Origin of the sequence: Knoellia subterranea KCTC 19937, assembly GCF_000768685.1 — a bacterium.
Lineage (GTDB): Bacteria > Actinomycetota > Actinomycetes > Actinomycetales > Dermatophilaceae > Knoellia > Knoellia subterranea.
This window is the reverse complement of record NZ_AVPK01000002.1, coordinates 414,031-439,602: the sequence shown is the minus strand read 5'-3', so window position 1 is coordinate 439,602 and position 25,572 is coordinate 414,031. Positions and strand designations below refer to the sequence as shown.

22 protein-coding genes are annotated in these 25,572 nt (G+C 68.4%); 12 read left to right on the top strand and 10 right to left on the bottom strand.

Going from position 1 to position 25,572, the window contains the following annotated elements; translation table 11 throughout:
• Positions 1–4: 4 nt before the first annotated feature.
• The 4 genes from N803_RS05580 to N803_RS05565 form a co-directional block, all read right to left on the bottom strand.
• Positions 5–877, bottom strand: a complete 873-nt coding sequence (locus N803_RS05580) for an ABC transporter ATP-binding protein (RefSeq protein ID WP_035903185.1) — start codon at positions 875–877, stop codon at positions 5–7.
• Entirely contained in the window at positions 874–2,631 is a 1,758-nt protein-coding gene (locus N803_RS05575; RefSeq protein WP_035903184.1) for a branched-chain amino acid ABC transporter permease, read from the bottom strand. Before N803_RS05575 ends, N803_RS05580 begins: the two co-directional genes overlap by 4 nt.
• Positions 2,628–3,551 carry a branched-chain amino acid ABC transporter permease gene (locus N803_RS05570; protein ID WP_035903182.1) on the bottom strand — a complete coding sequence of 308 codons (924 nt, stop codon included), beginning with the start codon at positions 3,549–3,551 and terminating at the stop codon, positions 2,628–2,630. Before N803_RS05570 ends, N803_RS05575 begins: the two co-directional genes overlap by 4 nt.
• A 108-nt stretch (positions 3,552–3,659) precedes the next feature.
• A complete protein-coding gene (locus N803_RS05565) occupies positions 3,660–4,886 on the bottom strand; it encodes a branched-chain amino acid ABC transporter substrate-binding protein (protein WP_245617023.1) in 1,227 nt (408 codons plus the stop codon).
• A gap of 240 nt (positions 4,887–5,126) precedes the next feature.
• Here N803_RS05565 and N803_RS05560 point away from each other — a divergent pair, with 240 nt between their 5' ends.
• The 11 genes from N803_RS05560 (at position 5,127) to N803_RS05510 (ending at position 15,690) form a co-directional block, all read left to right on the top strand.
• Positions 5,127–5,606 (top strand): Rieske (2Fe-2S) protein, encoded by a 480-nt coding sequence (locus N803_RS05560; protein ID WP_035903180.1) that lies wholly within the window; start codon positions 5,127–5,129, stop codon positions 5,604–5,606.
• Between the two features lie 99 nt (positions 5,607–5,705).
• Positions 5,706–7,685, top strand: a complete 1,980-nt coding sequence (gene uvrC, locus N803_RS05555; protein ID WP_035903178.1) for an excinuclease ABC subunit UvrC — start codon at positions 5,706–5,708, stop codon at positions 7,683–7,685.
• Positions 7,678–8,592: an RNase adapter RapZ gene (rapZ, locus tag N803_RS05550; protein ID WP_035903176.1), complete on the top strand. Its 915-nt coding sequence runs from the start codon at positions 7,678–7,680 to the stop codon at positions 8,590–8,592. The genes uvrC and rapZ overlap by 8 nt, the downstream gene beginning before the upstream one ends.
• Positions 8,589–9,542 carry a gluconeogenesis factor YvcK family protein gene (locus N803_RS05545; protein WP_035903174.1) on the top strand — a complete coding sequence of 318 codons (954 nt, stop codon included), beginning with the start codon at positions 8,589–8,591 and terminating at the stop codon, positions 9,540–9,542. Before rapZ ends, N803_RS05545 begins: the two co-directional genes overlap by 4 nt.
• A 23-nt stretch (positions 9,543–9,565) precedes the next feature.
• Entirely contained in the window at positions 9,566–10,546 is a 981-nt protein-coding gene (gene whiA / locus N803_RS05540) for a DNA-binding protein WhiA (protein WP_035903403.1), read from the top strand.
• A 198-nt stretch (positions 10,547–10,744) separates the two neighbouring features.
• The gene (locus N803_RS17340; protein WP_052111822.1) at positions 10,745–11,641 is read left to right on the top strand and encodes a type IV toxin-antitoxin system AbiEi family antitoxin domain-containing protein; all 897 of its coding nucleotides are present in this window, start codon (positions 10,745–10,747) and stop codon (positions 11,639–11,641) included.
• A gap of 258 nt (positions 11,642–11,899) precedes the next feature.
• Positions 11,900–12,904: a type I glyceraldehyde-3-phosphate dehydrogenase gene (gap, locus tag N803_RS05530; protein WP_035903172.1), complete on the top strand. Its 1,005-nt coding sequence runs from the start codon at positions 11,900–11,902 to the stop codon at positions 12,902–12,904.
• 23 nt (positions 12,905–12,927) lie between these two features.
• The gene (locus N803_RS05525) at positions 12,928–14,145 is read left to right on the top strand and encodes a phosphoglycerate kinase (RefSeq protein WP_035903171.1); all 1,218 of its coding nucleotides are present in this window, start codon (positions 12,928–12,930) and stop codon (positions 14,143–14,145) included.
• A gap of 14 nt (positions 14,146–14,159) precedes the next feature.
• Entirely contained in the window at positions 14,160–14,966 is an 807-nt protein-coding gene (gene tpiA / locus N803_RS05520; protein ID WP_035903170.1) for a triose-phosphate isomerase, read from the top strand.
• A gap of 66 nt (positions 14,967–15,032) precedes the next feature.
• Positions 15,033–15,278, top strand: a complete 246-nt coding sequence (gene secG / locus N803_RS05515) for a preprotein translocase subunit SecG (RefSeq protein WP_035903169.1) — start codon at positions 15,033–15,035, stop codon at positions 15,276–15,278.
• Positions 15,279–15,339: 61 nt separating this feature from the next.
• The gene (locus N803_RS05510; protein ID WP_035903401.1) at positions 15,340–15,690 is read left to right on the top strand and encodes an RNA polymerase-binding protein RbpA; all 351 of its coding nucleotides are present in this window, start codon (positions 15,340–15,342) and stop codon (positions 15,688–15,690) included.
• Between the two features lie 61 nt (positions 15,691–15,751).
• Here N803_RS05510 and pgl read toward each other — a convergent pair whose 3' ends face one another.
• The 6 genes from pgl to tkt are packed head-to-tail and all read right to left on the bottom strand — an operon-like array spanning position 15,752 to position 24,436.
• On the bottom strand, positions 15,752–16,531 hold the full coding sequence (pgl, locus tag N803_RS05505) for a 6-phosphogluconolactonase (RefSeq protein ID WP_052111820.1): 780 nt from the start codon (positions 16,529–16,531) through the stop codon (positions 15,752–15,754).
• A 13-nt stretch (positions 16,532–16,544) separates the two neighbouring features.
• The gene (locus N803_RS05500) at positions 16,545–17,687 is read right to left on the bottom strand and encodes a glucose-6-phosphate dehydrogenase assembly protein OpcA (protein ID WP_035903167.1); all 1,143 of its coding nucleotides are present in this window, start codon (positions 17,685–17,687) and stop codon (positions 16,545–16,547) included.
• 55 nt (positions 17,688–17,742) lie between these two features.
• Entirely contained in the window at positions 17,743–19,287 is a 1,545-nt protein-coding gene (gene zwf, locus N803_RS05495; protein WP_035903166.1) for a glucose-6-phosphate dehydrogenase, read from the bottom strand.
• A complete protein-coding gene (locus tag N803_RS05490) occupies positions 19,287–20,996 on the bottom strand; it encodes a glucose-6-phosphate isomerase (RefSeq protein WP_035903165.1) in 1,710 nt (569 codons plus the stop codon). The genes zwf and N803_RS05490 overlap by 1 nt, the downstream gene beginning before the upstream one ends.
• Positions 20,993–22,120 (bottom strand): transaldolase, encoded by a 1,128-nt coding sequence (gene tal, locus N803_RS05485; RefSeq protein ID WP_035903163.1) that lies wholly within the window; start codon positions 22,118–22,120, stop codon positions 20,993–20,995. Before tal ends, N803_RS05490 begins: the two co-directional genes overlap by 4 nt.
• A 6-nt stretch (positions 22,121–22,126) precedes the next feature.
• Positions 22,127–24,436, bottom strand: coding sequence for a transketolase (tkt, locus tag N803_RS05480; protein ID WP_035903162.1), 2,310 nt, complete (start codon positions 24,434–24,436; stop codon positions 22,127–22,129).
• Positions 24,437–24,587: 151 nt separating this feature from the next.
• Between tkt and N803_RS05475 the strand changes: the two genes are divergently transcribed.
• On the top strand, positions 24,588–25,550 hold the full coding sequence (locus N803_RS05475; protein WP_425402398.1) for a heme o synthase: 963 nt from the start codon (positions 24,588–24,590) through the stop codon (positions 25,548–25,550).
• Positions 25,551–25,572 lie beyond the last annotated feature (22 nt).

Below are 25,572 nucleotides of genomic sequence, written 5' to 3'. Positions count from 1 at the left end.
GCGCTCACTGCTGCTCCTCCTGGGTCGTACCTGCATCGAGGGACGGGGTGGGGTCGTCATCCTCGTCGTCATCGCCGCCACCGATGTAGGCCTCGATGACGCGCGGGTCGGACTGGACCTCGCCGGGCGAACCCTGGACGAGCACCTCACCGCGGACGAGACAGAGGACCCGGTCGCACAGGTTGAAGATGAACCTCATGTCGTGCTCGATCACGACGACCGCCAGACCGCTGTCGCGGATGCGGAAGATGAGGTCACTGGCCTGCTTGGTCTCCTGCGGGTTCATGCCGGCCGTGGGCTCGTCGAGAAGGATGAGCTTGGGGTCGGTGGCCAGCGCTCGAGCGATCTCGAGTCGCCGTTGGTCGCCGTACGGCATGTTGCGCGCGAGGTTCTCCGCCGAGTCGCCGAGGCCGACGAACTCGAGGAGCTCCTGGGCGCGGGCCCGCGTGGCTGCCTCCTCGCGACGGAACTTCGGGCCGCGCAGGATCGACGTGAGCGCCATCGAGCTGGTGCGGCAGTAGCGCCCCACCATGACGTTCTCGAGGGCCGTCATGTTCGCGAACAAACGAATGTTCTGGAACGTGCGGGCCATCCCGGCAACCACGACGGCGCGCGGCTTCGGGGGGATCACCTGACCAGAGAGGGTGACGACACCCTCCGTCGGCTTGTAGAGACCCGTGAGGCAGTTGAAGAACGTCGTCTTGCCGGCACCGTTGGGGCCGATGAGACCGACGATCTCGCCCTCGTTGACGGTCATGTCGACGTCCTTGACCGCCGTGAGACCACCGAAGCGCATCGTGACGCCACGCGCCTCGAGGATCGGGGCACCGACGGTCGACGGGGTTGCGGGGGGTGGGGGAGTGTCGGTGACGGTCATGCCTTGGCCTCCGCTTCCTCGAGGTGGACTTCTTCGATGCGCTCCGCCAAGTCCTCGTCGTCCTCGTGGAATTCGAGCTTGCGACGCTGGTTGGCGATGATGCCTTCCGGACGGAAGCGCATCATGAGGACGAGCACGAGACCGAAGATGAGCAGTCGGTAGTCGGCGATGAACCGCAGCTTCTCGGGGAGGAGTTTGAGGATCGTCGCACCGACGAGGACGCCGGCGACCGTGCCCATACCGCCGAGCACGATGGCGGCCAGGAGAAACGCCGACTCGAGGAAGATGTATTGGTCGGGCGTGACCGACACATCGTGGTGGGCCTTGACCGTTCCGGCCATGCCGGCCAGGAACGCGCCACCGGCGAACGCGAACAGCTTGAGACCGAAGACGTTGACGCCCATGGCCTCGGCCGCCTTCTCGTCCTCACGGATGGCGACCCAGCCCCGCCCGATCCGGCTGTTGTTGAGCCGGACGAAGACGAAGATGATGATCGCCGCGATGACGAGCAGGAGGAAGTAGTAGTTCGCGAACCGTCCCAGCGTGATGCCGGCGACGTTGTGCGGCTGCCCGAAGTCGAACCCGAAGAAGTTGAGATCCGGGATGGCCGGGACGCCGTTGGGGCCGTTGGTCAGGTCGGGGCCGTTGTTGCCGTCGAGGTTGCCCATGGTGAAGCGGAAGATCTCACCGAAGGCCAGCGTCACGATGGCGAGGTAGTCACCGGAGACGCGCAGCGTCGGCGAGCCGATGATGAGACCCAGGATCGACGAGAAGATCGCGCCCACGAGAACGACCACGAGGAACGGGGGCTTCCACCCGATCGTGGCGAACGCCGAGTTCGACAGAACTGCTCCGACGTAGGCACCGGCGCCGAGGAAGGCGATGTAGCCGAGGTCGAGCAGGCCGGCCAGACCCACGACGATGTTGAGGCCGAGGGCGGTCGCCGCGAAGATCAGAACCTGCGTGGCGATCGACATGTTCTCGTCGGATCCGCCCTGCGTGAACGGGAAGAGGAACGCCACCGCGAAGGCGCCGAGCATGAGCACCGGACGGTTCTTCTGCGCGATGAGCCCGATCCACGTGAACACGCCGGACTTGGCGAGCGCCGTCGCAGCCGCCGCGACGAACATCAGGAAGAGCACGAAACTCGCGCCGTCGCCGATGCCGAGGGCGTAGGCCGCTCCGAAGAGCACCAGGGCCATGAGGACGATGATCGCGCAGATCTCCAACCACGACGTGGTCTTGGCGAAGAGCGGGTCCTTGTGCTGCCGCGACACGAGCATGAGCCCGGAGGCGGCGAGCAGCAGGGCGCCCACGAGCGAGACCCAACCACCGGGGTTGACGTTGATGAGTCCGCCGGACTCGTAGGCGATGACGCCGATCGCCACGGCCATGTAGGCCACGGCTCCGAGGCCGAGGTTGCGCACGGCGGCGGCCGAGTCGAGCCAGTCACCGAGTCGACTCAGGGGTCCCCGGTGGGCGAGCAGGAAGGCGAGTGCCACGAGCCCGAGCACGATCATGCAGATCTGCACGCCGCCCGGGTAGAAGTTGATGGACAGGTCGCCGAGGACGTCGCCGGTGTAGCTCCACGAGAGGAACGTGCCACCGACGAGAAGGAGGACGCCGACGAGGCCGAGGGGCCAGGCCGCCGCGCTGCCACGTCCGGGGAAGCGCTCGAGGAGCGGGACTGTGACGTGGTCGTCGTGGTCGCCGTGGCCGGCGCCGTGCGTGAGGTCGGGTGTCGAGGTGCTCATGCGCGGTCCACCACCCGGGCGCCGAGGAGGCCCTGGGGCCTGAAGACGAGAACGAGGATGAGGAGCACGAACGCCCACACGTCCTTCCATGCCGATCCACCGAACTGGCCGGGGATGAACTGGGTGGCCATCGACTCAGCGATACCGAGGGTGAGGCCACCCACGATGGCTCCCTGGATGTTGCCGATGCCGCCGAGGACGGCCGCCGTGAAGGCCTTGAGGCCGGCGAGGAATCCCATGCGGAAGTCGATGTTGGAGTTGAGCAGACCCTGCGCCACGCCGCCCACGGCCGCCAGCGCTGCACCGAGTGCGAACGCGATGACGATGATCCGGTTGACGTTGATGCCCATGAGCTGGGCGGTGTCGGGGTCCTGCGAGACGGCCTGCATGCCCTGGCCCAGCCGCGTCCGGTTGACGAAGAACCAGAGGAGGACGGCGGACACGGCGAGCGCGCCGACGGTGAACACCGCTGCGCGTTGGATCGTGAGGCCACCGACCTGGAGGGCGGTTCCGCTCACGACCTCGATCTCGGGGAAGGTGAGCTTGCTCTTGGCGCCGGGGTAGAAGAGGCGCACGGCCTCCTGGAGGAAGATCGAGATTCCGATGGCGGTGATGAGCGGGGCGAGTCGTGGAGCTCCGCGCAGAGGCCGGTAGGCGATGCGCTCCATCACGACTGCGGTGAGCACGGACACGATCACGGCGCCGAGCACCATGATCGGCAGGACCCAAAGTCCGTGCTGGCCCTTGAACAGCACGGTCCACGTGGCCAGCGCGCCGAACGCGCCGATCATGAAGACCTCGCCGTGGGCGAAGTTGATGAGCTGGACGATGCCGTAGACGACGGTGTAGCCGACGGCGATCAGCGCGTACAGCGACCCGAGGGTCAAGCCGTTCACGATCTGTTGCAGGAACTCGGTCATCGTTGAGCCGGTCCTCTCTGTGTGTGGGGCTGGCACATTCAAGCAGGGGCGGACTTGCGCCCGCCCCTGCTCGAATTCACTACGTCAGCTGTGTGGCGTTATGCCGGATCAGCCCACGTTCTCGGACTTGACGAAGGTCCACTTGCCGCCCTCGACCTTGTAGCCGGAGATGACCTTGACGGTCGTGTCGCCGTACTCGTCGAAGGAGACCTTGCCGGTCACACCGTCGAAGGAGACCTTGCCGACCGCGTCGACCGTGGCCTGGCGGGCGCTCTTGGCGTCAGCGGCGTCCTTCAGCGAGACCTTGAGGGCCTCGATGATGGCGTTCGCCGCGTCGTAGGCGTAGCCACCGTAGGCCGCAGAGGGCTCGGGGTACTTGGCGGCCTCGTACTCGGCAAGGAACTTCTTGCCGGCGTCCGTGGCGTCGGTGGGCTCGCCGACCGACGTGGCCAGGTCACCGTTGGACGTCGAGCCCGCGAGCTCGATGAACTTCGGGTCGTAGATGCCGTCGCCACCCATGAGCGGGACGTTGAGGCCACCGGCCTTCATCTGCTTGGACAGCGGGCCCGCCTGCGGGTACTCGCCACCGTAGAAGACAGCACCCGGCTTGGACGGGGCGACCTTGGAGACGACCGGGGCGTAGTTGGACTCGTCCGGGTTGATCGTCTCGGCGGCGACCACGGTGCCACCAGCGGCCTTGTAGGCCTCGGTGAAGTGGAACACCAGACCCTGACCGTAGGTCTTCTTGTCGTGGATCGTCGCGACCGTCTTGATGCCCTGGTCGATCAGGAACTTGGCCGCGAAGCCACCCTGGGCGATGTCGGTCGCGCAGGTGCGGAAGAACGTCTTGTAGGGACGTGCCGGCGCGTTGAGGTCGGCGCCACGGGTCAGCGTGGGGCCGGTGTTGGCCGGGGAGATCTGGGTGATGTTGGCGGCGGCGAAGACCGGCTGGGTCTGCTGCGACACGCTCGAGTTGAGGTTGCCGACGACACCGACGACCTGGTCGTCTCCGGCGAGCTTGGTCGCGCCGTTCTTGCCGACGTCGGCCTTGCCCTCGTCGTCCACGGCCTCGACCTCGAGGGTCCAGCCGGGGATGGCCTTGGAGTCGTTGGCCTGCTTGACGGCGAGCTCGACGGAGTGCTGGATGCCCTTGCCGAGCGCGGACAGGTCGCCCGAGAGGGGCGCGATAACGCCGATCTTGGCAACCTTGCTGCTGCTGCCGGTGTCACCACTGTCGCTGCTGTCGCCGCTGTCGCCGCGGGAGCCACAGCCGGCCAGTGCGATCGAGGCCACCAGCAGTGATGCACCCATGGTCATGACGGAACGCTGAGCCACGTTTCCTCCTGAATTTCTTCTCCTGCGACGCGGTGTCGAGGAGCCCGCGACGGGTGTGCGAGCACCGCGAACAATAGCCACGCCAACCCCTGTTTCCGGGCAGGTTTGTCGAGATTGTGCAGAGTCGTTACCAAGGTCGTGGTGCACAGTTTCTTGTGCAATCTCCACAGGCGGCGAACAGGAACCGTCGGCATACTGGCTACCCACCGAACTACTTTCGCCGACGAGAGGTTGACGATCATGGCAACAGTGGAGCGACAGGACCCGACAGTCGAGGAAGCCGCGACACCGTTCGCGTGCTGCGGTCGCCGGGAAGCACTTCGAGCGGCCGGCGTCGTCGCCATTGCCGGGGCCGGCCTGACCGCCTGCGGGACCGACGCGGGCACCGCCGTCGACGACGTCAAGGACGCGGCCTCCTCGGCGGCGTCAGCTGCCCAGGACCTCGCCAAGGCGGCGGACATCCCGGTCGGCGGCGGCAAGATCTTCGCGGACGCCAAGGTCGTCATCACGCAACCCACGGACGGTGACTTCAAGGCCTTCTCGGCAGTCTGCACCCACCAGGGCTGCACCGTGACGGGCGTCGACGGCGGCACGATCAACTGCTCGTGCCACGGCAGCAAGTTCGACATCGCGACGGGAGAGGTGAAGCAGGGACCGGCCACGTCGGCACTGCCTGCGAAGTCCGTGACCGTGGGAGCGGACGGGATCAGCGTCAGCTAGCGGACGGCATACGCCGTCCTTCTTTCTCCGTATGCCGTGTGGTCCCGTCGATCGCGTATGCCGTGTGGCAACGTCGGTGCCGCGTCCTAGGGTTGCGGTGTGGCTCATCCGTCGTCCTACCGCCCGAAGCCGGGGGAGATCCCGACCGATCCCGGGGTCTACCGGTTCCGGGACAAGGACGGCCGCGTCATCTACGTCGGCAAGGCCAAGTCGTTGCGGTCGCGGCTGTCGTCGTACTTCCAGGACATCGGGCAGCTGCACCCGCGCACGGCATCCATGGTCACATCGGGCGCCAGCGTCGAGTGGACCGTGGTCACGACCGAGGTCGAGGCGCTCCAGCTCGAGTACTCGTGGATCAAGGAGTTCGACCCGCGGTTCAACGTCAAGTACCGCGATGACAAGTCCTATCCCTACCTGGCCGTGACCATGGGCGAGGAGTTCCCGCGCGCGCAGGTCATGCGCGGTGCGAAGCGCAAGGGGACCCGCTACTTCGGCCCGTACGCCCACGCGTGGGCGATCCGGGAGACGCTCGACCAGGCGATGCGCGTCTTCCCGATGCGCACCTGCTCGGCCGGCGTCTTCAAGCGGGCCGGGCAGGTTGGGCGCCCGTGCCTGCTCGGCTACATCGACAAGTGCTCCGCACCCTGTGTCGGTCGCGTCGACGCCGACGAGCACCGCGCCATCGCAGAGGAGTTCTGCGACTTCATGGCGGGGGAGAGCTCGAGGTTCGTCAAGCGGCTCGACAAGAAGATGCGGGAGGCGTCCGACGCGCTCGAGTTCGAGCAGGCGGCCCGGCTGCGCGACGACATCGCCGCGCTCGAGCGGGTCCTCGAGAAGTCGGCGGTCGTGTTCGGGGACGGCACCGATGCCGACGTCTTCGCCCTCGCCGACGACGAGCTCGAAGTGGCCGTTCAGGTGTTCCATGTCCGTGGCGGGCGCATCCGTGGGCAACGCGGATGGGTCGCCGAGAAGGAGTTCGAGACCGTGCCCGAGGTGGTCGGGCACCTCCTCCAGCAGCTCTACGGCGGCGAGGAGGGCGAAGGCGTGCCGCGCGAGGTCCTCGTGCCCGTCCTCCCCGAGGACGCCGCGTCGATGGGCGACTGGCTCTCGGGCCTGCGCGGGAGCCGGGTTGATCTCCGGGTGCCCCAGCGCGGCGACAAGAAGACGCTCATGGAGACCGTCGAGCGCAACGCCACCCAGAGTCTGGCCCGGCACAAGGTGGCCCGGGCCGGAGACCTCACCGCGCGGTCGCAGGCGCTCCAGCAACTGCAGGAGTTCCTCGAGCTCGACGAGTCACCGCTGCGGATCGAGTGCTACGACATCAGTCACGTCCAGGGGACGCAGGTCGTCGGGTCGATGGTCGTCTTCGAGGACGGACTGGCGCGCAAGGGGGAGTACCGCCGGTTCATCATCCGTGGACACGAGGACGGCGACGCCGCACCGTCCGAGGGTCCCGTGACGATCGACGACACGGCAGCGATGCACGAGGTGCTGACCCGCCGCTTCCGTCGCTACCTGAAGGACCGCGACGAACCCCGCGGACTTGACGAGGAGACCGGCCGGCCGACCCGGTTCGCCTACCCGCCGCAACTGGTCGTCGTCGACGGTGGCCTGCCGCAGGTCAATGCCGCGGCCAGGGCGATCGAGGACCTCGGCATCGTCGACGTCGCCGTCGTCGGACTGGCCAAGCGACTCGAGGAGGTCTGGGTTCCGGGGCAGGACTTCCCGGTCGTCCTGCCGCGCACCAGCGAGGGCCTCTACCTCCTCCAGCGACTGCGTGACGAGGCGCACCGCTTCGCCATCACCTTCCACCGGCAACGCCGCAGCAAGGCCATGACGAACTCGGCGTTGGACGGCATACCGGGTCTCGGCGAGGTCAAGCGCAAGGCGTTGCTGCGCCACTTCGGCTCGGTCAAGAAGATCCGCGCCGCCGAGCCCGCCGAACTCGCCGAGGTCTCGGGGATCGGGCCTACGCTGGCGGCAACGATTCACCGTGAACTGAGCGGCACACCGATGGAGCCCACGGTCAACCTCATGACCGGGGAGATCATCGACGACGAGAGGGGCAACGATGCCTGAAGGTTCCCTCCCCGGAGCTGATTGGGGACCGAGCGACCCATCTGGTGCCGACTTCGTCATCGTCACCGGCATGAGCGGTGCCGGTCGGACGACGACGGCCAACGTCATGGAGGACCAGGGCTGGTACGTCGTCGACAACCTTCCGCCGCAACTGCTCTCGGCCATGGCCGAGCTCGGCACCCAGGCCCGCGCCGAGGGCCGGGCCATCCGGATCGCGGCCGTCGTCGACGTCCGCAGCCAGCACTTCTTCACCGAGTTCGAGAGTGCGACCGAGCACCTGCGTTCGGCCGGCTGGACCCCGCAGCTCCTCTTCCTCGACGCCACCGACGAGGCGCTCGTCCGGCGATTCGAATCCGTGCGTCGACCGCATCCCCTCCAGGGTGACGGCCGGCTCCTCGACGGCATCCAGCGCGAGCGCGAGATCCTGCGCGACCTCCGTTCCCGGGCCCAGATCGTCGTCGACACCTCGGGCCTCAACGTCCACCAGCTGTCGCGCAAGGTCGCCCCGCTTTTCGGTGCGGGGACCGGGCCGTCGCTGCGGCTCGCGCTGCTCTCCTTCGGGTTCAAGTACGGCGTGCCCCTCGACGCGGATTTCGTCTTCGACATGCGCTTCCTGCCCAACCCTTTCTGGGTGCCGGAGCTGCGCGCGCTCGACGGACGGGATCCCGAGGTCTCGGCGTACGTCCTCGGTCAGGGTGACGCGGGAGACTTCCTCGAACGCGTGCAGGCGCTGATGGAGCCGGTGACGCGCGGCTACCACTCGGAGGGTCGCCGCTACGCCACGATCGCCATCGGGTGCACCGGGGGCAAGCACCGGTCGGTCGCCATGGCCGAGGCGTTGGCCGAGCGGCTGAAGTCCGACCGGATCGAGACCTTCCTCGTGCACCGCGACCTGGGGCGCGAGTGAGCGGGCCGGTCGTCGCGGCGCTGGGCGGGGGACACGGTCTGGCCGCCTCGCTCGCCGCGCTGCGCTTCGTCACCGACGAGATCACGGCCATCGTCACGGTCGCGGACAACGGTGGATCGTCCGGTCGGCTCCGCGGTGAGTTCGGGGTGTTGCCCCCGGGCGACCTGCGCATGGCGCTGTCGGCTCTGTGCGAGGAGACCGAGTGGGGGCACACGTGGCGGGACGTGCTCCAGCACCGCTTCGAGGGCACCGGACCCCTGGGCGGGCACGCCCTCGGCAACCTCCTCATCGTCGCGCTCTGGGAGCTGCACGAGGACCCGGTCGCGGGACTCGAACTCGTGGGGCGCCTGCTCAACGCCCGGGGTCGCGTCCTCCCGATGGCGTCGGTGCCCCTCGACATCGAGGCCGACGTTCTCGGGGCCGATCCCAAGGCGCCCACGGAGGTCACGCTCGTCCGGGGCCAGGCGCAGGTCGCCACGACCAAGGGCAAGGTGCAGGACCTCAGGTTGCTGCCCGACGCCCCACCCGCCTATCCCGAGTCGATTGCCGCGATCCGCGCCGCGGACTGGGTCATCCTTGGCCCGGGTTCGTGGTTCACCTCCGTCATGCCGCACCTCCTCGTGCCCGACCTCGCCGACGCACTGGCCGTGACCCGTGCCCGTCGGCTTCTCGTCCTCAACCTCGAGATGGTGACCAACGAGACAGCTGGTTTCAGTGCGATCCACCACCTCGAGTCGTTCGCGGCGCACGCGCCGGGGATCCGCCTCGACGCGGTCCTCGCCGACCCGTCAGTCGTCGAGGACCAGGGCGAACTCGAGGAGGCCTGTGCCGCACTCGGAGCCGAACTCCACGTCCACCGGGTCGCGAACTCGACCGCCCCGACCCAGCATGACCGGCTGCGTCTGGCGACCGCATTGCAGGACGTCCTCGGCTCTGGCCGGCGGCCCTGATGACGCGTGGCAGGATGACCGGCATGGCTATGACGGCGAAGGTGAAGGACGAACTCAGCCGCCACGAGGTGACCAAGCCGTGCTGCCGAAAGGCCGAAGTGGCCGCCACGCTGCGGTTCGCAGGTGGGCTGCACATCATCGGGGGGCGCATCGTCGTCGAGGCGGAGCTCGACACGGCGAACGCCGCGCGGCGACTGCGCCGTGAGATCCACGAGCTCTATGGCCAGTCGCCCGAGATCCTCGTCCTGGCCGCCGGGGGGCTGCGCAAGGGGAGTCGCTACGTCGTCCGCGTCGTGCAGGACGGCGAGGCTCTCGCCCGCCAGACCGGACTCATCGACGGTCGGGGCCGGCCCGTCCGAGGGCTCCCGCCCAAGGTCGTGTCCGGATCGGTGTGCGACGCCGAGGCGGCCTGGCGTGGCGCCTTCATCGCGCACGGATCGCTCACCGAGCCGGGACGCTCGTCGGCGCTCGAGCTCACCTGTCCCGGTCCCGAAGCCGCCCTCGCCCTCGTCGGAGCCGCACGTCGCCTCGGCATCCAGGCCAAGGCACGCGAGGTCCGCGGCATCGATCGTGTCGTCATCCGTGACGGAGACGCCATCGGGGCGATGCTCACGCGGCTCGGCGCCCACGACGCCGTGCTCGCGTGGGAGGAGCGGCGGATGCGTCGCGAGGTGCGGGCGACCGCCAACCGTCTGGCCAACTTCGACGACGCCAATCTCCGCCGATCGGCACGTGCGGCCGTGGCCGCCGGTTCCCGCGTCGGACGCGCGCTCGAGATCCTCGGCGACGACATCCCGGACCACCTGCGTGAAGCCGGCCAGTTGCGACTCCAGCACAAGCAGGCCTCCCTCGAGGAGCTCGGCCAGCTCGCCCAGCCCGCCATGACCAAGGACGCAGTGGCCGGGCGGATCCGGCGCCTGCTCGCCATGGCCGACAAGCGCGCCGAGGAGCTGGGCATCCCCGGGACCGACGCCGATCTCACGCCGGACATGCTCGACACCTGACCCGCATCGGGGCGGCCCTTTATCGGGTGACCCGATAATGGGCCGCTCGGCCCGGGTTCCCAGTCGGGGTCGAGTGGCCCCTTGTCGGGTCATGCGGCTGCGAGTCGGTTGTCCACAGCCATGTCGGGCGGCGTCTCTTGTCCACAGATCTCACCGGGCCTCTGGCCGGGTCGTCGAGGTCGCTTCAGGCTCGATCGCATGACAGATCCACTCCCTACGGGGCGCACCGAGTTCGAGTTGTTCACCACCTCCGAAGCGGCGGCCCTCGGGCACGACCGCAAGAGCCTCGCGCGCCTTCGACAGCGCAAGGTGATCGAGCCCGTATGCCGTGGAGTTCACGCCCATGGGCAGGCGCAACTCTCCGACGTGGAGACCCATCGCAGGCTCGCCCATGCCGGGCTGATCCTGTATCCAGACGCGCGCCTCAGCCACGCGACGAACCTCGTGATGCGCAAGGTGCCGGTGTGGCCCACGATCCCCGAGCGGGTCGACCTCGTTCGCCCTGTGAATCACGAGGTGCTGACGCAGTCCTTTCGGATTCGCCCGTTGTACGGCGATGTCGAAGACCTCGACGGGATGACTCTGTGCGATGTGCCCTCCACGCTGATCCGCTACACGATGGACCAGGGGGCGACGTCGGGCACGGTGGCTGTCGACTACGCCCTGCACGAAGGACTGGTCGAGGAGGAAGCCCTGCGAGCCGCCTACCAAACCGTCAGGGGCCATCCTCAGAGCGCGCGATGCAGGTCGATGTTCGGCTTCATGGACGGTCGCCGCGAGTCGGTCGGGGAGACGCGGCTGGCCATTCTCGCGCTCGCCGCCGGCATACGACTCGTTCCCCAGGTGCAGATCCTCGACATCGACGGGGAGGTCGTCGCGAGAGTGGACTTCGTCGTTGAGGGGACGAAGGTCATCGTCGAGTTCGACGGCAAGGTGAAGTACACGGACGGTGGGCTGGACGCCCTCTTTGCGGAGAAGCGTCGCGAGGATCGCCTCCGTCGCCTCGGCTACACCGTCGTGCGAGTCACCTGGGCCGACCTGCAGAGCCCAGCCCGCGTCGTGGCGTGGATTCAGTCCGCGGCCGCTGCCGCCTGAGCTGCGGTGCGTCCAGCTGGACGCGTGCGTCGTGCGCGCCGACGTGACCCGGCCGGACCCGACAAAAGCCCTCTCAACCCGGGATGGCAGGTCGGGTCGAGCGGGCCGGTGTGGGGTCACCCGATAATGGGGCGGCCATGTTACCTGCCCGTACTTCGGACCACTGAGGGGTGACCGGAGTCACACCATTAGGGTTTGGTTCGTATCCCGGTGCCGTGGCAAGGCCACGCCCGCTCCCTCCCGGAAGGCAGACTGCTCGTGACTGTCCGCGTTGGTATCAATGGCTTTGGTCGCATCGGCCGCAACTTCTACCGCGCCGTGATCGCGTCCGGCGCCGACATCGAGATCGTTGCCGTCAACGACCTCACCGACAACGCCACGCTGGCCCACCTGCTCAAGTACGACTCGATCCTCGGCCGCTTCGACGGTGACGTCACCTCGACCGACACCGAGATCACCGCCGGCGGCAAGACGTTCAAGGCCTTTGCCGAGCGCGACCCCGCGAAGCTCCCGTGGGGAGAGGTCGGCGCCGACATCGTCGTCGAGTCCACGGGCATCTTCACCGACGCCGAGCAGGCCAAGGTCCACCTCGAGGGTGGCGCCAAGAAGGTCATCATCTCGGCCCCGGCCAAGAACGAGGACGTCACCATCGTCATGGGCGTCAACGACGGCGACTACGACGCGGCGAGCCACAACATCATCTCCAACGCGTCGTGCACGACGAACTGCCTCGGCCCGATGGCCAAGGTCCTCAACGACGAGTTCGGCATCGTCAAGGGCCTCATGACGACCATCCACGCCTACACGCAGGACCAGAACCTGCAGGACGCGCCGCACAAGGACCTCCGTCGCGCCCGCGCCGCCGCTCTCAACATCGTCCCGACGTCGACCGGTGCCGCCAAGGCCATCGGCCTCGTCCTGCCCGAGCTCAAGGGCAAGCTCGACGGCTACGCCCTGCGCGTCCCGACCCCGACCGGCTCGGCCACCGACCTCACCTTCGAGGCCGGCCGCGACACGACCGTCGAAGAGGTCAACGCCGCGATCAAGAAGGCGGCCGAGGGCCCGCTCAAGGGCATCCTCGTCTACACCGAGGACCCGATCGTGTCCAAGGACATCGAGACCGACCCGGCCTCCTGCATCTTCGACGCCGGCCTGACCAAGGTCATCGGCAACCAGGTCAAGGTGGTTGGCTGGTACGACAACGAGTGGGGCTACTCCAACCGCCTCGCCGACCTCGTCACGCTCGTCGGCTCGTCCCTCTGACCTCCAGCAAAGGCCACCACCACATGCACTCGATCGCCGACCTGGGCGACCTGCGGGGCAAGCGCGTCCTCGTTCGCTCCGACCTCAACGTTCCCCTGGAGAACGACTCAACGGGATCACCGGCCATTACTGATGATGGGCGGATTCGCGCGTCCGTTCCGACGATCAAGTCGCTGTCCGACGCGGGTGCGCGGGTCATCGTGGCCGCGCACCTCGGGCGGCCCAAGGGCGTGCCGGAGGCCAAGTACTCCCTGGCTCCCGTCGCGACGCGGCTCGGGGAGCTGCTCGGCCGCGACGTCACCTTCGCCACCGACACGGTGGGGGAGGGCGCCCGGTCCGCCGTCGATGGAGCGGGCGAGGGCGACGTGGTGCTTCTCGAGAACCTGCGCTTCAACGCCGGAGAAACGGCCAAGAGTGCGGAGGAGCGAGCCGAGTTCGCGGGCCAATTGGCTTCTCTCGCAGACGTTTTCGTCTCTGACGGCTTCGGGGTCGTCCACCGTGAGCAGGCGTCCGTCTTCGACGTGGCGCGCCTCTTGCCTTCGGCCGTCGGTGGTCTGGTCGAGACCGAGGTCGACGTGCTGCGTCGGCTCACGACCGACCCCGAGCGCCCGTATGCCGTGGTGCTGGGTGGCGCGAAGGTGTCCGACAAGCTGGCGGTGATCGACAACCTCATCCAGACGGCGGACCGGCTCCTCATCGGTGGCGGCATGGTCTTCACCTTCCTCAAGGCCCAGGGGCACGAGGTCGGCAAGAGCCTGCTCGAGCAGGACCAGGTCGACACCGTCAAGGGCTACCTCGAGCAGGCGCAGGAGCGCGGCGTCGAGATCGTCCTGCCCGTCGACGTCGTGGCCGCCACCGAGTTCTCGGCCGACGCCGAGCACGACGTCGTGGCCGTCGACGCGATCCCGTCCGAGCGGATGGGCCTCGACATCGGCCCGGAGTCATCGACGCTCTTCGCCGAGAAGCTCGCGGACTGCCGCACCGTCTTCTGGAACGGCCCCATGGGTGCTTTCGAGATGGAGCCCTACGCCGCCGGCACTGCCGCGATCGCCAAGGCGCTCGTGGACATCACCGCGGACGGCGCCCTCACCGTCGTCGGTGGCGGCGACTCGGCCGCTGCCGTGCGCCAGCTCGGGTTCACCGATGACCAGTTCGGTCACATCTCCACCGGCGGCGGCGCCAGCCTCGAGTACCTCGAGGGCAAGCAGCTGCCCGGACTCACCGTCCTCGACGAATCCTGAAAGGCGCCACCACCTTGGCCACGAAGTCACCCCAGCGCGTCCCGCTCCTCGCGGGCAACTGGAAGATGAACCTCGACCACCTCCAGGCCACCCACCTGGTGCAGAAGCTCGACTGGACCCTGCGGGATGCCAAGCACGACCACGCCGCGGTCGAGGTTGCGGTGCTGCCCCCGTTCACCGACCTGCGCAGCGTGCAGACGCTCGTGGACGGTGACCGCCTCGCGATCAAGTACGGCGCGCAGGACCTGTCGAAGCACCAGAGCGGTGCCTACACGGGCGAGGTGAGCGGTGCGTTCCTCGCCAAGCTCGGCTGCACCTACGTCACCGTCGGTCACAGCGAGCGGCGTGAATACCACGGCGAGACCGACGAGACGGTCAACGCCAAGGTGGCCGCGGCCTACGCGAACGACCTCGTGCCGATCTTCTGCGTCGGCGAGGGGCTCGAGATTCGCCAGGCCGGGACGCATGTCGAGCACGTGCTCGACCAGGTGCGGGCCGGTCTCGAGGGCCTCCCGGCCGACAAGGCCGCCTCGATCGTCATCGCCTATGAGCCCGTGTGGGCCATCGGAACCGGCGAGGTCGCGACCCCTGCCGACGCCCAGGAGGTGTGTGGCGCGATCCGCACGCTCCTCGCGGAGCTGTACTCCGGCGACCTGGCCGACCGGGTTCGTATCCTCTACGGCGGCTCGGTCAAGTCCGGCAACGTCGCGGCGATCATGGAGCAGGCGGACGTCGACGGCGCCCTCGTCGGCGGTGCGTCGATCGATCCGGTCGAGTTCGCGGCGATCTGCCGCTACCGCGACCATCTCAAGACGAGCTGACGCGGCAGGTATCCTGTAGCGGCGCCCCACCGGGCGCACACCTCACGAACCAACCGAAGGAGCGCCGTGGACGCGGTACGCATCGGTCTCCAGGCCCTGCTGGTCCTGGGTGGACTCTTCCTCACCCTGCTCATCCTGCTCCACAAGGGCAAGGGCGGAGGTCTCTCCGACATGTTCGGCGGTGGCATGTCGACTTCCCTGGGCGGTTCGTCGGTCGCCGAGCGCAACCTGGACCGCATCACGATTGCCGTGGCGGTGGTGTGGTTCGTCTGCATCGTCGGACTCGGTGTGCTTGACCGTTTCGCCTCCTGATCCATTCCTGACGACCCTGCGCAGCAGGTCCTCCTGAACCGAGAGAGAGCAACCGATGGCGATGTCCGGTGGCAACGCGATCCGTGGCAGTCGAGTGGGGGCCGGCCCCATGGGCGAGGCCGAGCGCGGCGAGGCTGCTCCGCGCATCCACGTCTCGTTCTGGTGCTCGAACGGCCACGAGACGCGACCGAGTTTCGCGCAGGAGCCCGACCTCGAGATCCCGGAGACCTGGGACTGCCCGCGGTGTGGTTTCCCGGCCGGTCAGGACAAGGACAACCCGCCGGCGCCGAGCAAGGTCGAGCCCTACAAGACGCACCTGGCCTATGTGAAGGAGCGTCGCTCCGACAAGGACGGCGAAGCAATCCTCGACGAGGCCCTCGGGGCCCTGCGTGAGCGCGGCCTGATCCAGTAGTCGCCCCACTGATTGCGCGGTTGGGACAGCGAGCGCCAAGCGAGCTGTCCCAACCGCGCAATCAGTCGGTCGGGAGTGCCGTGGCGGCGTCCGCGTCGATGAGCCAGAGGGTCCGCTCCTCGCCCTTGACCTGGGCTGCGGAGTTGACGTCGGGTCCGGCATCCGCGACACCGTTCGCCACGGCCTCCGCCTTGTCGGCGCCAGCAACGATGAACCACACCTCGCGCGAGCGGCGGAGCGCCTCGAACGTCAGGCTCACCCGGTCCGGTGGCGGCTTGGGGGAGTCGTGCACCGCCACCGCGATGGCGTCGGTCGTCTGCTGGGCAGGATGCCCCGGGAAGAGCGACGCAATGTGCCCGTCGGGTCCGACACCGAGAATCATGATGCCGAACGCACCTGCGTCCGTGGCTCGGATTTCTTCCCCGTATGCCGTCGCGCTGGCTTCCGCGGACTCGGACCGGTCGGGGCCGGGAACCCGGTGGATGCGTGTCGGGTCGACTGGGAGAGACGCCAGGCCTGCGGCGTCGTTCTGGACGTCGTTGCGGTCCGCGTCCCCGGCCGGGAGGTAGCGCTCGTCCCCCCACCAGAACTCGACCCGGGCCCAGTCCACGGCGGCGCGAGCCGGTAGGGCTGCCACCGAGGCCCACAGGTCGGAGCCGAGTGAGCCGCCCGTGAGCGAGACCTGCACGACGTCCTGTTCGGCCTGGGCGTCGATGAGGGCCGTGACGAGCCGGGCCGCGATGGCATCGCTGAGTTCCTGTTTGCCGGGGTGGACGACGACCTCGGGGGCGGCACCGCCGTCTCCGTCGGGGGTCGGCTGGCTGCGGGTGTCGTCGGTCATCGTCGAGGTCCTCTCAGGCCTTCTTCTCGCGCTTGGCGCGCACCGTGTCGAGCTTGCGGGCCGCGGCCTTCTTGACCTTCTTGGGGTCGTCGACCTTCTCGGGCATGGGTGCCTCGATCATGGCCGCTGCGACTCCGACGCGCGCCTCGCGGCGCAACCGCTCGGTGTCCTCGCGGGTCTCGGCCACGGAGGGAGTGATGCCCTTGCGCTGTGCCTGGGTCGACGTGCGGCGGCTGTGTGACACGTGGTCGAGTCCCAGTCGGAGCGCGTCCGCGTAGACCTCGTCCGGGTCGAGACGGCGGAGCTCGTCGGCGAGACACTCCGCATCGCTGCGCGGAGGCAGGGCGATGGTGCGCTCGGGACGACCGGGCTGGGACAGCAGCGCCGTCGTGCCGTCCTGGGGGCGGACGAGGTCGAGAGGCCCGCTCGGACGGTCGAGTCGCACGCTGATGATGCCGCTGCCGTTGCGCGACGGGACAAGACTCACGGGGACCTTGAGCCGGTGGGCCAGCCAACCTGCGAGCAGCTTCGCCGAGGGGGAGTCTCCTCCACCGGTCACGACGACCGACGTGACGGGCTCGAATGGAGCCTGGTCGAGGGCGGCCGTGAGGAGGGCTCGCCACAGGGTGATGCGAGACCAGGCGAGGTCGGTGTCGCCGGGACTGTAGGCCGAGGCGAGTCGCGTGAGCGGGCTCTTGGACGTGCCGGAGACGCGTGAGACGTCGGTGACCCGGCGCTGGGCCATCTCGCCGATCGGGTCGGCCGAGGGATCCTTCGGCGGCTCGGTGGGCCACCACGCCACGATGGGCGCGTCGGCCAGGAGGAGCGGCGTGACGACGGCCCGGCCGTGCGAGGCGAGCGGACCGAAGAGGCGGAGGACGACGACCTCACTCGCCCCGGCGTCGCCGCCGATGCGGATCTGCCCGTCGAGCCGCGCCGCGCCGCGACGGTTCGCGATGACGACGACGATGATCCGGCAGGGGTGCTGGCGACTCGCGTCGTTCGCCGTCTCGATGGCCGCGTCAGCATCGCTCTCGTCGACGACGACGACGAGGGTCAGGACGCGGGTCAGGGCCATCGAGCCCGTCTCGGAACGCAGTCGGACCAGCCGCTTGGAGATGTCGGCCGTCGTGGTGCTCGGGAGGTCGACGATCACCGGGACCCCCTCGAGGAATCGACGTGGGACAGGAGCGCAGGACGTCGTGCGGTGGTCACGGGAGCCTCCATTCACGGCCGTCGCGGCGCATGAGGTCGTCGGCGCTCTGGGGTCCCCAGGTGCCGGAGGTGTATTGGTCGATGGCTGCACCGCTCCTGGCCCAGAACTCCTCGATCGGGTCGAGAATCTCCCAGGAGAGCTCGACCTCCTCGTGCCGGGGGAAGAGCGGCGGCTCGCCGAGGAGCACGTCGAGGATGAGGCGCTCGTAGGCCTCGGGAGAGCTCTCGGTGAACGCGCGCCCGTAGCCGAAGTCCATCGTCACGTCGCGCACCTCCATCTGGGCACCGGGGACCTTGGCGCCGAAGCGCATGGTCACGCCCTCGTCCGGCTGGACGCGGATGACGACCGCGTTCTGACCGAGCTCCTCGGTCGCGGTGTCGGTGAACGGGAGGTGGGGCGCCTTCTTGAAGACGACGGCGATCTCGGTGACGCGCTTCCCGAGTCGCTTGCCGGTGCGCAGGTAGAACGGGACACCCGCCCAACGGCGAGTGTCGATCTCGAGCTTCACCGCGGCATACGTCTCGGTCGTCGAAGCGGCGGCGACGCCGTCCTCCTCGAGATAGGAGATCGCTTCTTCGCCGCCCTGCCAGCCCTTGGCGTACTGACCGCGGGCGGTGCCCTTGGCGAGGTCCTTGGGCAGGCGCACCGCCGAGAGGACCTTCTCCTTCTCGCTGCGGAGGTGGTCGGCATCGAACGAGACCGGCTCCTCCATGGCGGTGAGGGCCAGGAGCTGGAGGAGGTGGTTCTGGATGACGTCGCGGGCTGCGCCGATGCCGTCGTAGTAGCCGGCCCGTCCTCCGATGCCGATGTCCTCGGCCATCGTGATCTGGACGTGGTCGACGTAGTGGCTGTTCCAGACCGGCTCGAACATCTGGTTGGCGAAGCGCAGGGCGAGGAGGTTCTGGACGGTCTCCTTGCCGAGGTAGTGGTCGATCCGGAAGACCGAGTCGGCCGGGAAGACTTCCGCGACGATCTCGTTGAGCTCACGTGCGCTCTTGAGGTCGTGCCCGAACGGCTTCTCGATGACGACGCGCCGCCAGGAGCCCTCCTCCGGCGTCGACAGTCCCGACCGCTTGAGCTGCTCGCAGACGGTCGCGAAGAACGACGGCGGGATCGAGAGGTAGAACGCGTGGTTGCCACCCGTGCCGCGCTGCTCGTCGAGGTCCTTGACGGTTTCGGCAAGGAGGTCGAACGCCTTGGGGTCGTCGAAGGTCCCCGGCACGAACCGGATGCCCTCGCTGAGCGAACGCCAGACGTCCTCACGGAACGGGGTGCGGGAGCGCTGCTTGACGGACTCGTAGACGATCTTGCCGAAGTCCTGATCGGCCCAGTCGCGGCGCGCGAAGCCGATGAGCGAGAAGCCCGGCGGGAGCAGTCCGCGGTTGGCGAGGTCATAGATCGCCGGCATGAGCTTCTTCGTCGCGAGGTCGCCCGTGACGCCGAACAGCACGAGGCTGCACGGTCCGGCGATGCGGGGGAGCCGCTTGTCGCGCGGGTCCCGGAGCGGGTTGTGGGTGGCGGAGATGCGCGCCGGACTCATCAGGCTCCTGGAGATGTGAGGGCCGCGCGAACCTGGCTCAGGCCGCGCCCGTGCTGGGTGAGGTGGAGGCGGAGGACGGGGCGGTCGTGCTCGGCGAGCACCTGGGCGTCGCCGCCGGCCTGGGCCGCGATGAACTCGCCGAAGGTGAACTCGCGTCCGGGCACGGCGAGGTCCTCCTGCGGGTCGGCCGTGACCTGGATGAACACCCCGTTGGCCGGACCGCCCTTGTGGTACTGGCCCGTCGAGTGGAGGAACCGGGGCCCCCAACCGAAGGTCACCGGCCTTCCGACACGGTCGAAGAGGGCCCGGGCCACGTGCTCGAGGTCGGCATCCTGCTCGCGATCGAGGTAGGCCATGATCGCGATGTAGCCGTGCTCCTTGTCGAGTTCGCGAACGAGCGCGACGAGGGCACTCGGCAGCGTCGCGGCATCCCCGAGCCAGTCACCTCCGAGAGCACGCACCTCGACGGCACCGTCGACGAAGGCCGGCGGCTCCTCCTGCGAGCCGGCCGCGTCGAGCAGACCTCGGGCGGCCTTCTTGGCACTCTCGACGTCAGGCTGGTCGAACGGGTTGATGTCGAGCAGCCGCCCAGCGACCGCCGTGGCGGCCTCCCACAGCAGGAACTGGGCGCCGAGGCTCCCGGCCACGCTGATGACTGATCCGCTGTCGCCGAGATTCTCCTCGGGGGTGGGGTCGGCCGGCCCGGGCTGCTCCGCCGCGACGGAGTCCGGGTGACGCAACGTGCTGTCCGCGTCGGCGTCGAAGTCGTCCTCGTCACCGATGGCGACAAGGCGCACGACATTGGCGTCGGCGTAGGTGTGCTTGGGTGCCTGCCCGTCGGCGACGACGGGGAGGATGCCGGTGCCGTCCTTGCCGGTCGACTCGGCGATGAGCTGCTCGGCCCAGGCACCGAAGCCGACGTTCTCAGTGCCGGCGTCGACGAGGACGAGTTTGTCGCGCAGCGGCTTCGTGCCACCCATCGCAGCACCGAGGCGCAGGGCCGGGTTGCCCTCGTCATCGGCGGCAAGGAGGTCGGCCACGGCCTCGGCGTCGTCGAGCAGGGCACCGATGTCGGCACCGGCCAGCCCGGAGGGCACGAGCCCGAAGGCCGTGAGTGCCGAATAGCGCCCGCCGACATGGGGATCGGCGTTGATGACCCGGTACCCCGCACCACGCGCCTCCTCGTCGAGAGGACTGCCGGGATCGGTCACGACGACGATGCGGGTGGTCGGGTCGATGCCGGCCTCGGTGAAGGCCGCCTCGAAGGCGCGCCGTTGCGAGTCGGTCTCCACGGTCGAGCCCGACTTCGACGAGACGACGACCGCGGACTTCTGGAGGTCGGTGGTGATGGCACGCCGGACGACGTCGGGTGAGGACGAGTCGAGCACGACGATGTCGACGCCAGCGGTGGCGCAGATGACCTCGGGCGCGAGGGACGAGCCGCCCATGCCGCAGAGGACGATCCGAGAGACGCCGTCGCCGCGCAGTTCCTCGCGCAGCGCCGCGATCTCGCCGAGGAGTGGCCGTGACGAGCGGGGGAGCCCGACCCAGGAGAGCCGCTTGGCCGACTCCTCCTCGGCCGCCTTGCCCCACAGCGTGGCGTCCTGAGCAAAGAGCTTGCTGGCGACCTCGTCGCGCACGAGGTCCGGGACGTGGTTGCCGATCGCGTCGGCGGCGGCGCCCCGAGCGGTGACCTCCAGGCTGCTCATCGCGAGGCCTTGTCGAGCTCGGACTGCACGCCGTCGAGCAACTCTCCCCACGACTTCTCGAACTTGTCGACGCCTTCCTTCTCGAGGAGCGCCGTGACTTCGGAGTACGAGATCCCGAGGCCTTCGAGGTCGTCGAGGACCTTCGCTGCCTCCTCGTAGGTGCCCGCGATCGTGTTGCCCGTGATCTCGCCGTGGTCCTTGACGGCGTCGAGCGTCTTCTCGGGCATCGTGTTGACGGTTCCCGGTGCGACGAGCTCGGTGACATACATCGTGTCGGGGTATGCCGGGTCCTTGACTCCCGTGGACGCCCACAGCGGCCGCTGTGGCTTGGCTCCGTCGGCCTCGAGGCTCTTCCAGCGTGGAGTCGAGAAGACCTCTTCGTAGGCCTGGTAGGCCAGTCGCGCGTTGGCGATGCCCGCCTTGCCCTTGAGGGCCTTGGCCTTCTCGGCATCCTCTCCCTCGATCGCGTCGAGGCGCTTGTCGATCTCGGTGTCGACGCGCGAGACGAAGAAGGAGGCGACCGACTCGAGCGTGCTGATGTCCTTGCCCGCCTCGCGGGCCTGCTCGAGGCCAGTGAGGAATGCGTTCATGACCGCGCGATAGCGGTCGAGGCTGAAGATCAGCGTGACGTTGACCGAAATGCCTTCTGCGAGAACCTTGCTGATGGCGGGGAGGCCCTCGACTGTGGCCGGGATCTTGACCAGCAGGTTGGGGCGGTCAACGAGAGCCGAGAGCTCTTTTGCCTGTTCGACCGTTGCGTCGGTCTCGTGGGCGAGCCGCGGGTCGACCTCGATCGACACCCGGCCGTCGAGGCCGTTGCTGGCCTGGAAGACCGGAAGCATCACGTCGCAGGCGTCACGGACGTCCTGGGTCGTCATGGCGGTGACGGCCTCGTCGAGCGTGGCGTTGTCGGCTGCGAGCTGCGCGACCTGCTCGCTGTAGGCCTCACCGTCGGACAGTGCCACCTGGAAGATCGACGGGTTGGTCGTCACGCCGACGACGCCCTTGGTGTCGATGACCTCCTGCAGGTTCCCCGAGCTGATGCGCTCGCGCGAGAGGTCGTCGAGCCAGATGGAGACGCCGTTGTCGGCGAGTCCCTTGAGAGCGGTGTTGTTGGTGGTCATGAGAACTCACTTCCCAGCCGTTGCCGCGCTCTTGCGGGCAGGCTTCTTGGTGGTGGGTACGTCGGTTCCGGTGTCCTTGCGACTGCGCGGTGCGGTCTCGACGGCGCCGGCGACCGTGGCATCGGCCTGTGCAGCCTTGATGGATTCCTTCGCGGCCTTCACGACGGCGTCAGGAGTGAAGCCGAACTCACGGAAGAGCGTTCCGGCATCGGCCGAGGCACCGAAGTGCTCGATGCTGATCGAGCGGCCGGCGTCGCCGACGATCTCGCGCCAGCCCTGGGCCACGCCGGCCTCGACGCTGACGCGGGCGCGCACGGCGGGCGGGAGCACCTTGTCGCGGTAGGCCTTGGTCTGGGCGTCGAACCACTCGCGGCACGGCATCGACACCACGCGTGTGGAGACACCCGACTTCTCGAGGGCGAGTCGAGCTTCGAGAGCGACGGAGACCTCGGAGCCGGTGGCGACGAGGATGACCTCGGGGGCCTGCTTGCCGTCGTCGCCTCCGTCGATGAGGACATATCCGCCCTTGGCGACGTTGCTCGCCTTGGCGTGGGTCGACCGGTCGACGGTCGGGAGCGCCTGACGGCTGAGCGCGAGGGCAGCCGGCGCGGCGTTGCGGAGGATGGCACCCCATGCCGCCGCTGTCTCGTTGGCGTCAGCGGGACGCACGACGTCCAGGCCGGGCATGGCGCGCAGCGAGGCGAGGTGCTCGATGGGCTGGTGGGTGGGACCGTCCTCACCCAGACCGATGGAGTCGTGGGTCCAGACGAAGGTCACCGGCAACTGCTGGATCGCGGCGAGGCGAACGGCCGGGCGCATGTAGTCCGAGAAGACGAGGAAGGTGCCGCCGTAGGGGCGGGTCAGACCCTCGAGCGCGATCCCGTTGAGGATCATGCCCATGCCGTTCTCGCGGATGCCGAAGTGCAGCGTGCGGCCGTAGGGGCCGCCCTTCCACTCGTGCGTCTGCTTCGACTTGGGGATGAAGGAGGGCTCACCCGTCATCGTCGTGTTGTTGGACTCGGCCAGGTCGGCGGAGCCACCCCACAGCTCGGGGAGCACCGGGGCGAGGGCGCCGAGCACCTTGCCGGAGGCAGCGCGGGTCGCGATGCCCTTCTCGTCGGCGGGGAAGGTCGGCAGCGCCTTCTCGAAGTCGTCGGGCAGGTCGCCGGCGACGAGACGGTCGAGGAGGGCGGCGGCGTCCTTGTTCTTGCGGCGCCACGCCGCGTAGCCCTTGTTCCAGTCCTTGTGCGCGGCCTTGCCCCGTGCCTTGACCTTGCGGGCGTGCGCCAGGACGTCCTTGTCGACCTCGAACGTCTTCTTGGGGTCGAAGCCGAGCAACTCCTTGAGTCCGGCGATCTCCTCGTCCCCGAGGGCGGAGCCGTGGGACTTGCCGGTGCCCTTCTTGGTGGGGGAGGGCCAGGCAATGACGGTGTGCAGGCGGATGAGCGTCGGCTTCGACGACTTCTTGCTCGCGGTGAGTGCAGTGAGCAGTGCGTCGACGTCCTCGACGTAGTCGGCCGATCCCGCCGGGTCGTTGCTCTGGCGCCAGTCGACGTCGACGACGTTCCAGCCGTAGGACTCGTAGCGCATCGCCACGTCCTCGGAGAACGAGATGTCGGTGTCGTCCTCGATCGAGATCTGGTTGGCGTCGTAGACGACGGTGAGGTTGCCGAGCTCCTGGTGGCCGGCGAGCGAGCTGGCCTCGGAGGCAACGCCTTCCATCAGGTCACCGTCGGAGGCAATGACCCAGACGTGGTGGTCGAACGGGCTCGTGCCCGCCTTTGCATCAGGGTCGAGGAGGCCGCGCTGACGACGCTGCGCCATGGCCATGCCGACGGCGGAGGCGAGCCCGGAGCCGAGCGGACCGGTCGTGATCTCGACGCCGGGCGTGTGGTGGACCTCGGGGTGGCCGGGGGTCAGCGAGCCCCACGTCCGCAACGCCTTGAGGTCCTTGAGTTCGAGGCCGTAGCCGGAGAGGTAGAGCTGGATGTATTGGGTGAGGCTCGAGTGGCCGCACGAGAGGACGAACCGGTCACGGCCGAGCCAGGTCGGGTCGGACGGGTCGTGCGTCATGACGTTCTGGAACAGCAGGTATGCCGCGGGGGCCAGGCTCATGGCCGTTCCGGGGTGCCCGTTGCCGACCTTCTGGACGGCGTCGGCCGCGAGGACGCGGACGGTGTCGACCGCTCGGACATCGAGGTCGTTCCACTTGGCCTTGCGAGCCGTCGGGCGGGCCAGGTCGGTGGAACGAGCGGCGGCTGCAGCCGAGGCGCGGCGGGTCGAACCCTTGCCTGCCTTCGTCGGGGTAGTGGTCACGGAGGAGCCTCTCTGACGTCGAGGAATGTGATGCAGGTCAAACCGTCGATCCCACCCTAGACCGCACCACCGGGCATGGGACGACCGTGTCTCACCACATCGGACCCCACGGTTAGACTCGCAGTGACTTCACAGCCCCCTCGCACCGCGAATGACCCCGAAGGACGCCGTGGCAACCGCCCCGATCACCACCACCTCGACGGCGTCGCCGACGACCGGTTGGAAGCGATCGGTCGGCAACTACGTCGCCCTCACAAAGCCTCGCATCATCGAATTGCTGCTCGTGACAACGGTTCCGGTGATGTTCCTGGCAGCGCGCGGGGTGCCCGACCTGTGGCTCGTCGTGGCGACGCTCGTCGGTGGCACGCTGAGTGCCGGCGCGGCCAACACGTTCAACTGTGTCTACGACCGCGACATCGACGCCCTCATGGACCGCACGAAGAACCGGCCCATGGTCACCGGTGAGATCACCCCGCGAGCCGGCGTGATCTTCGGCCTGGCGCTCACGGTGATCTCCACAGCGTGGTTCGTCGCGTTCGTCAACGTCGCGTCGGCGCTCCTGTCCCTGGCCGCGATCGCGCTCTACGCCGTGCTCTACACGATGATCCTCAAGCGGCGGACGCCGCAGAACATCGTCTGGGGCGGCGTCGCCGGCTGCATGCCGACGCTCATCGGTTGGTCCGCGGTGACGGGCACCGTCGGGTGGCCGGCGGTGATCCTGTTCCTCGTCATCTTCTTCTGGACGCCGCCGCACTACTGGCCGCTCTCGATGGCCTTCAAGGACGACTACGCCAACGCCCACGTCCCGATGCTCCCGGTGGAGCGTGGTGCCATCGCCGTCGCCCGGCAGATCGTCGCCTACAGCTGGGTCATGGTCGCCGTGTCACTGACTCTGGTCCCGGTTGCCGACATGGGCTGGATCTATCTCGTCGCCGCCCTGGCCAGTGGCGGCCTCTTCATCGGCGAGGCGCACCGACTCCTTCACCTCGCGAAGCAGGGTGCCGCCACCAAGGTGCTCAAGCCGATGCGCCTCTTCCACTTCTCGATCACCTATGTGACGTTGCTGTTCCTCGCGGTCGCCATCGACCCGCTGGTCCATCTCTCCATCGGCTGATCCGGCAGGTCGGGGTGGGCTC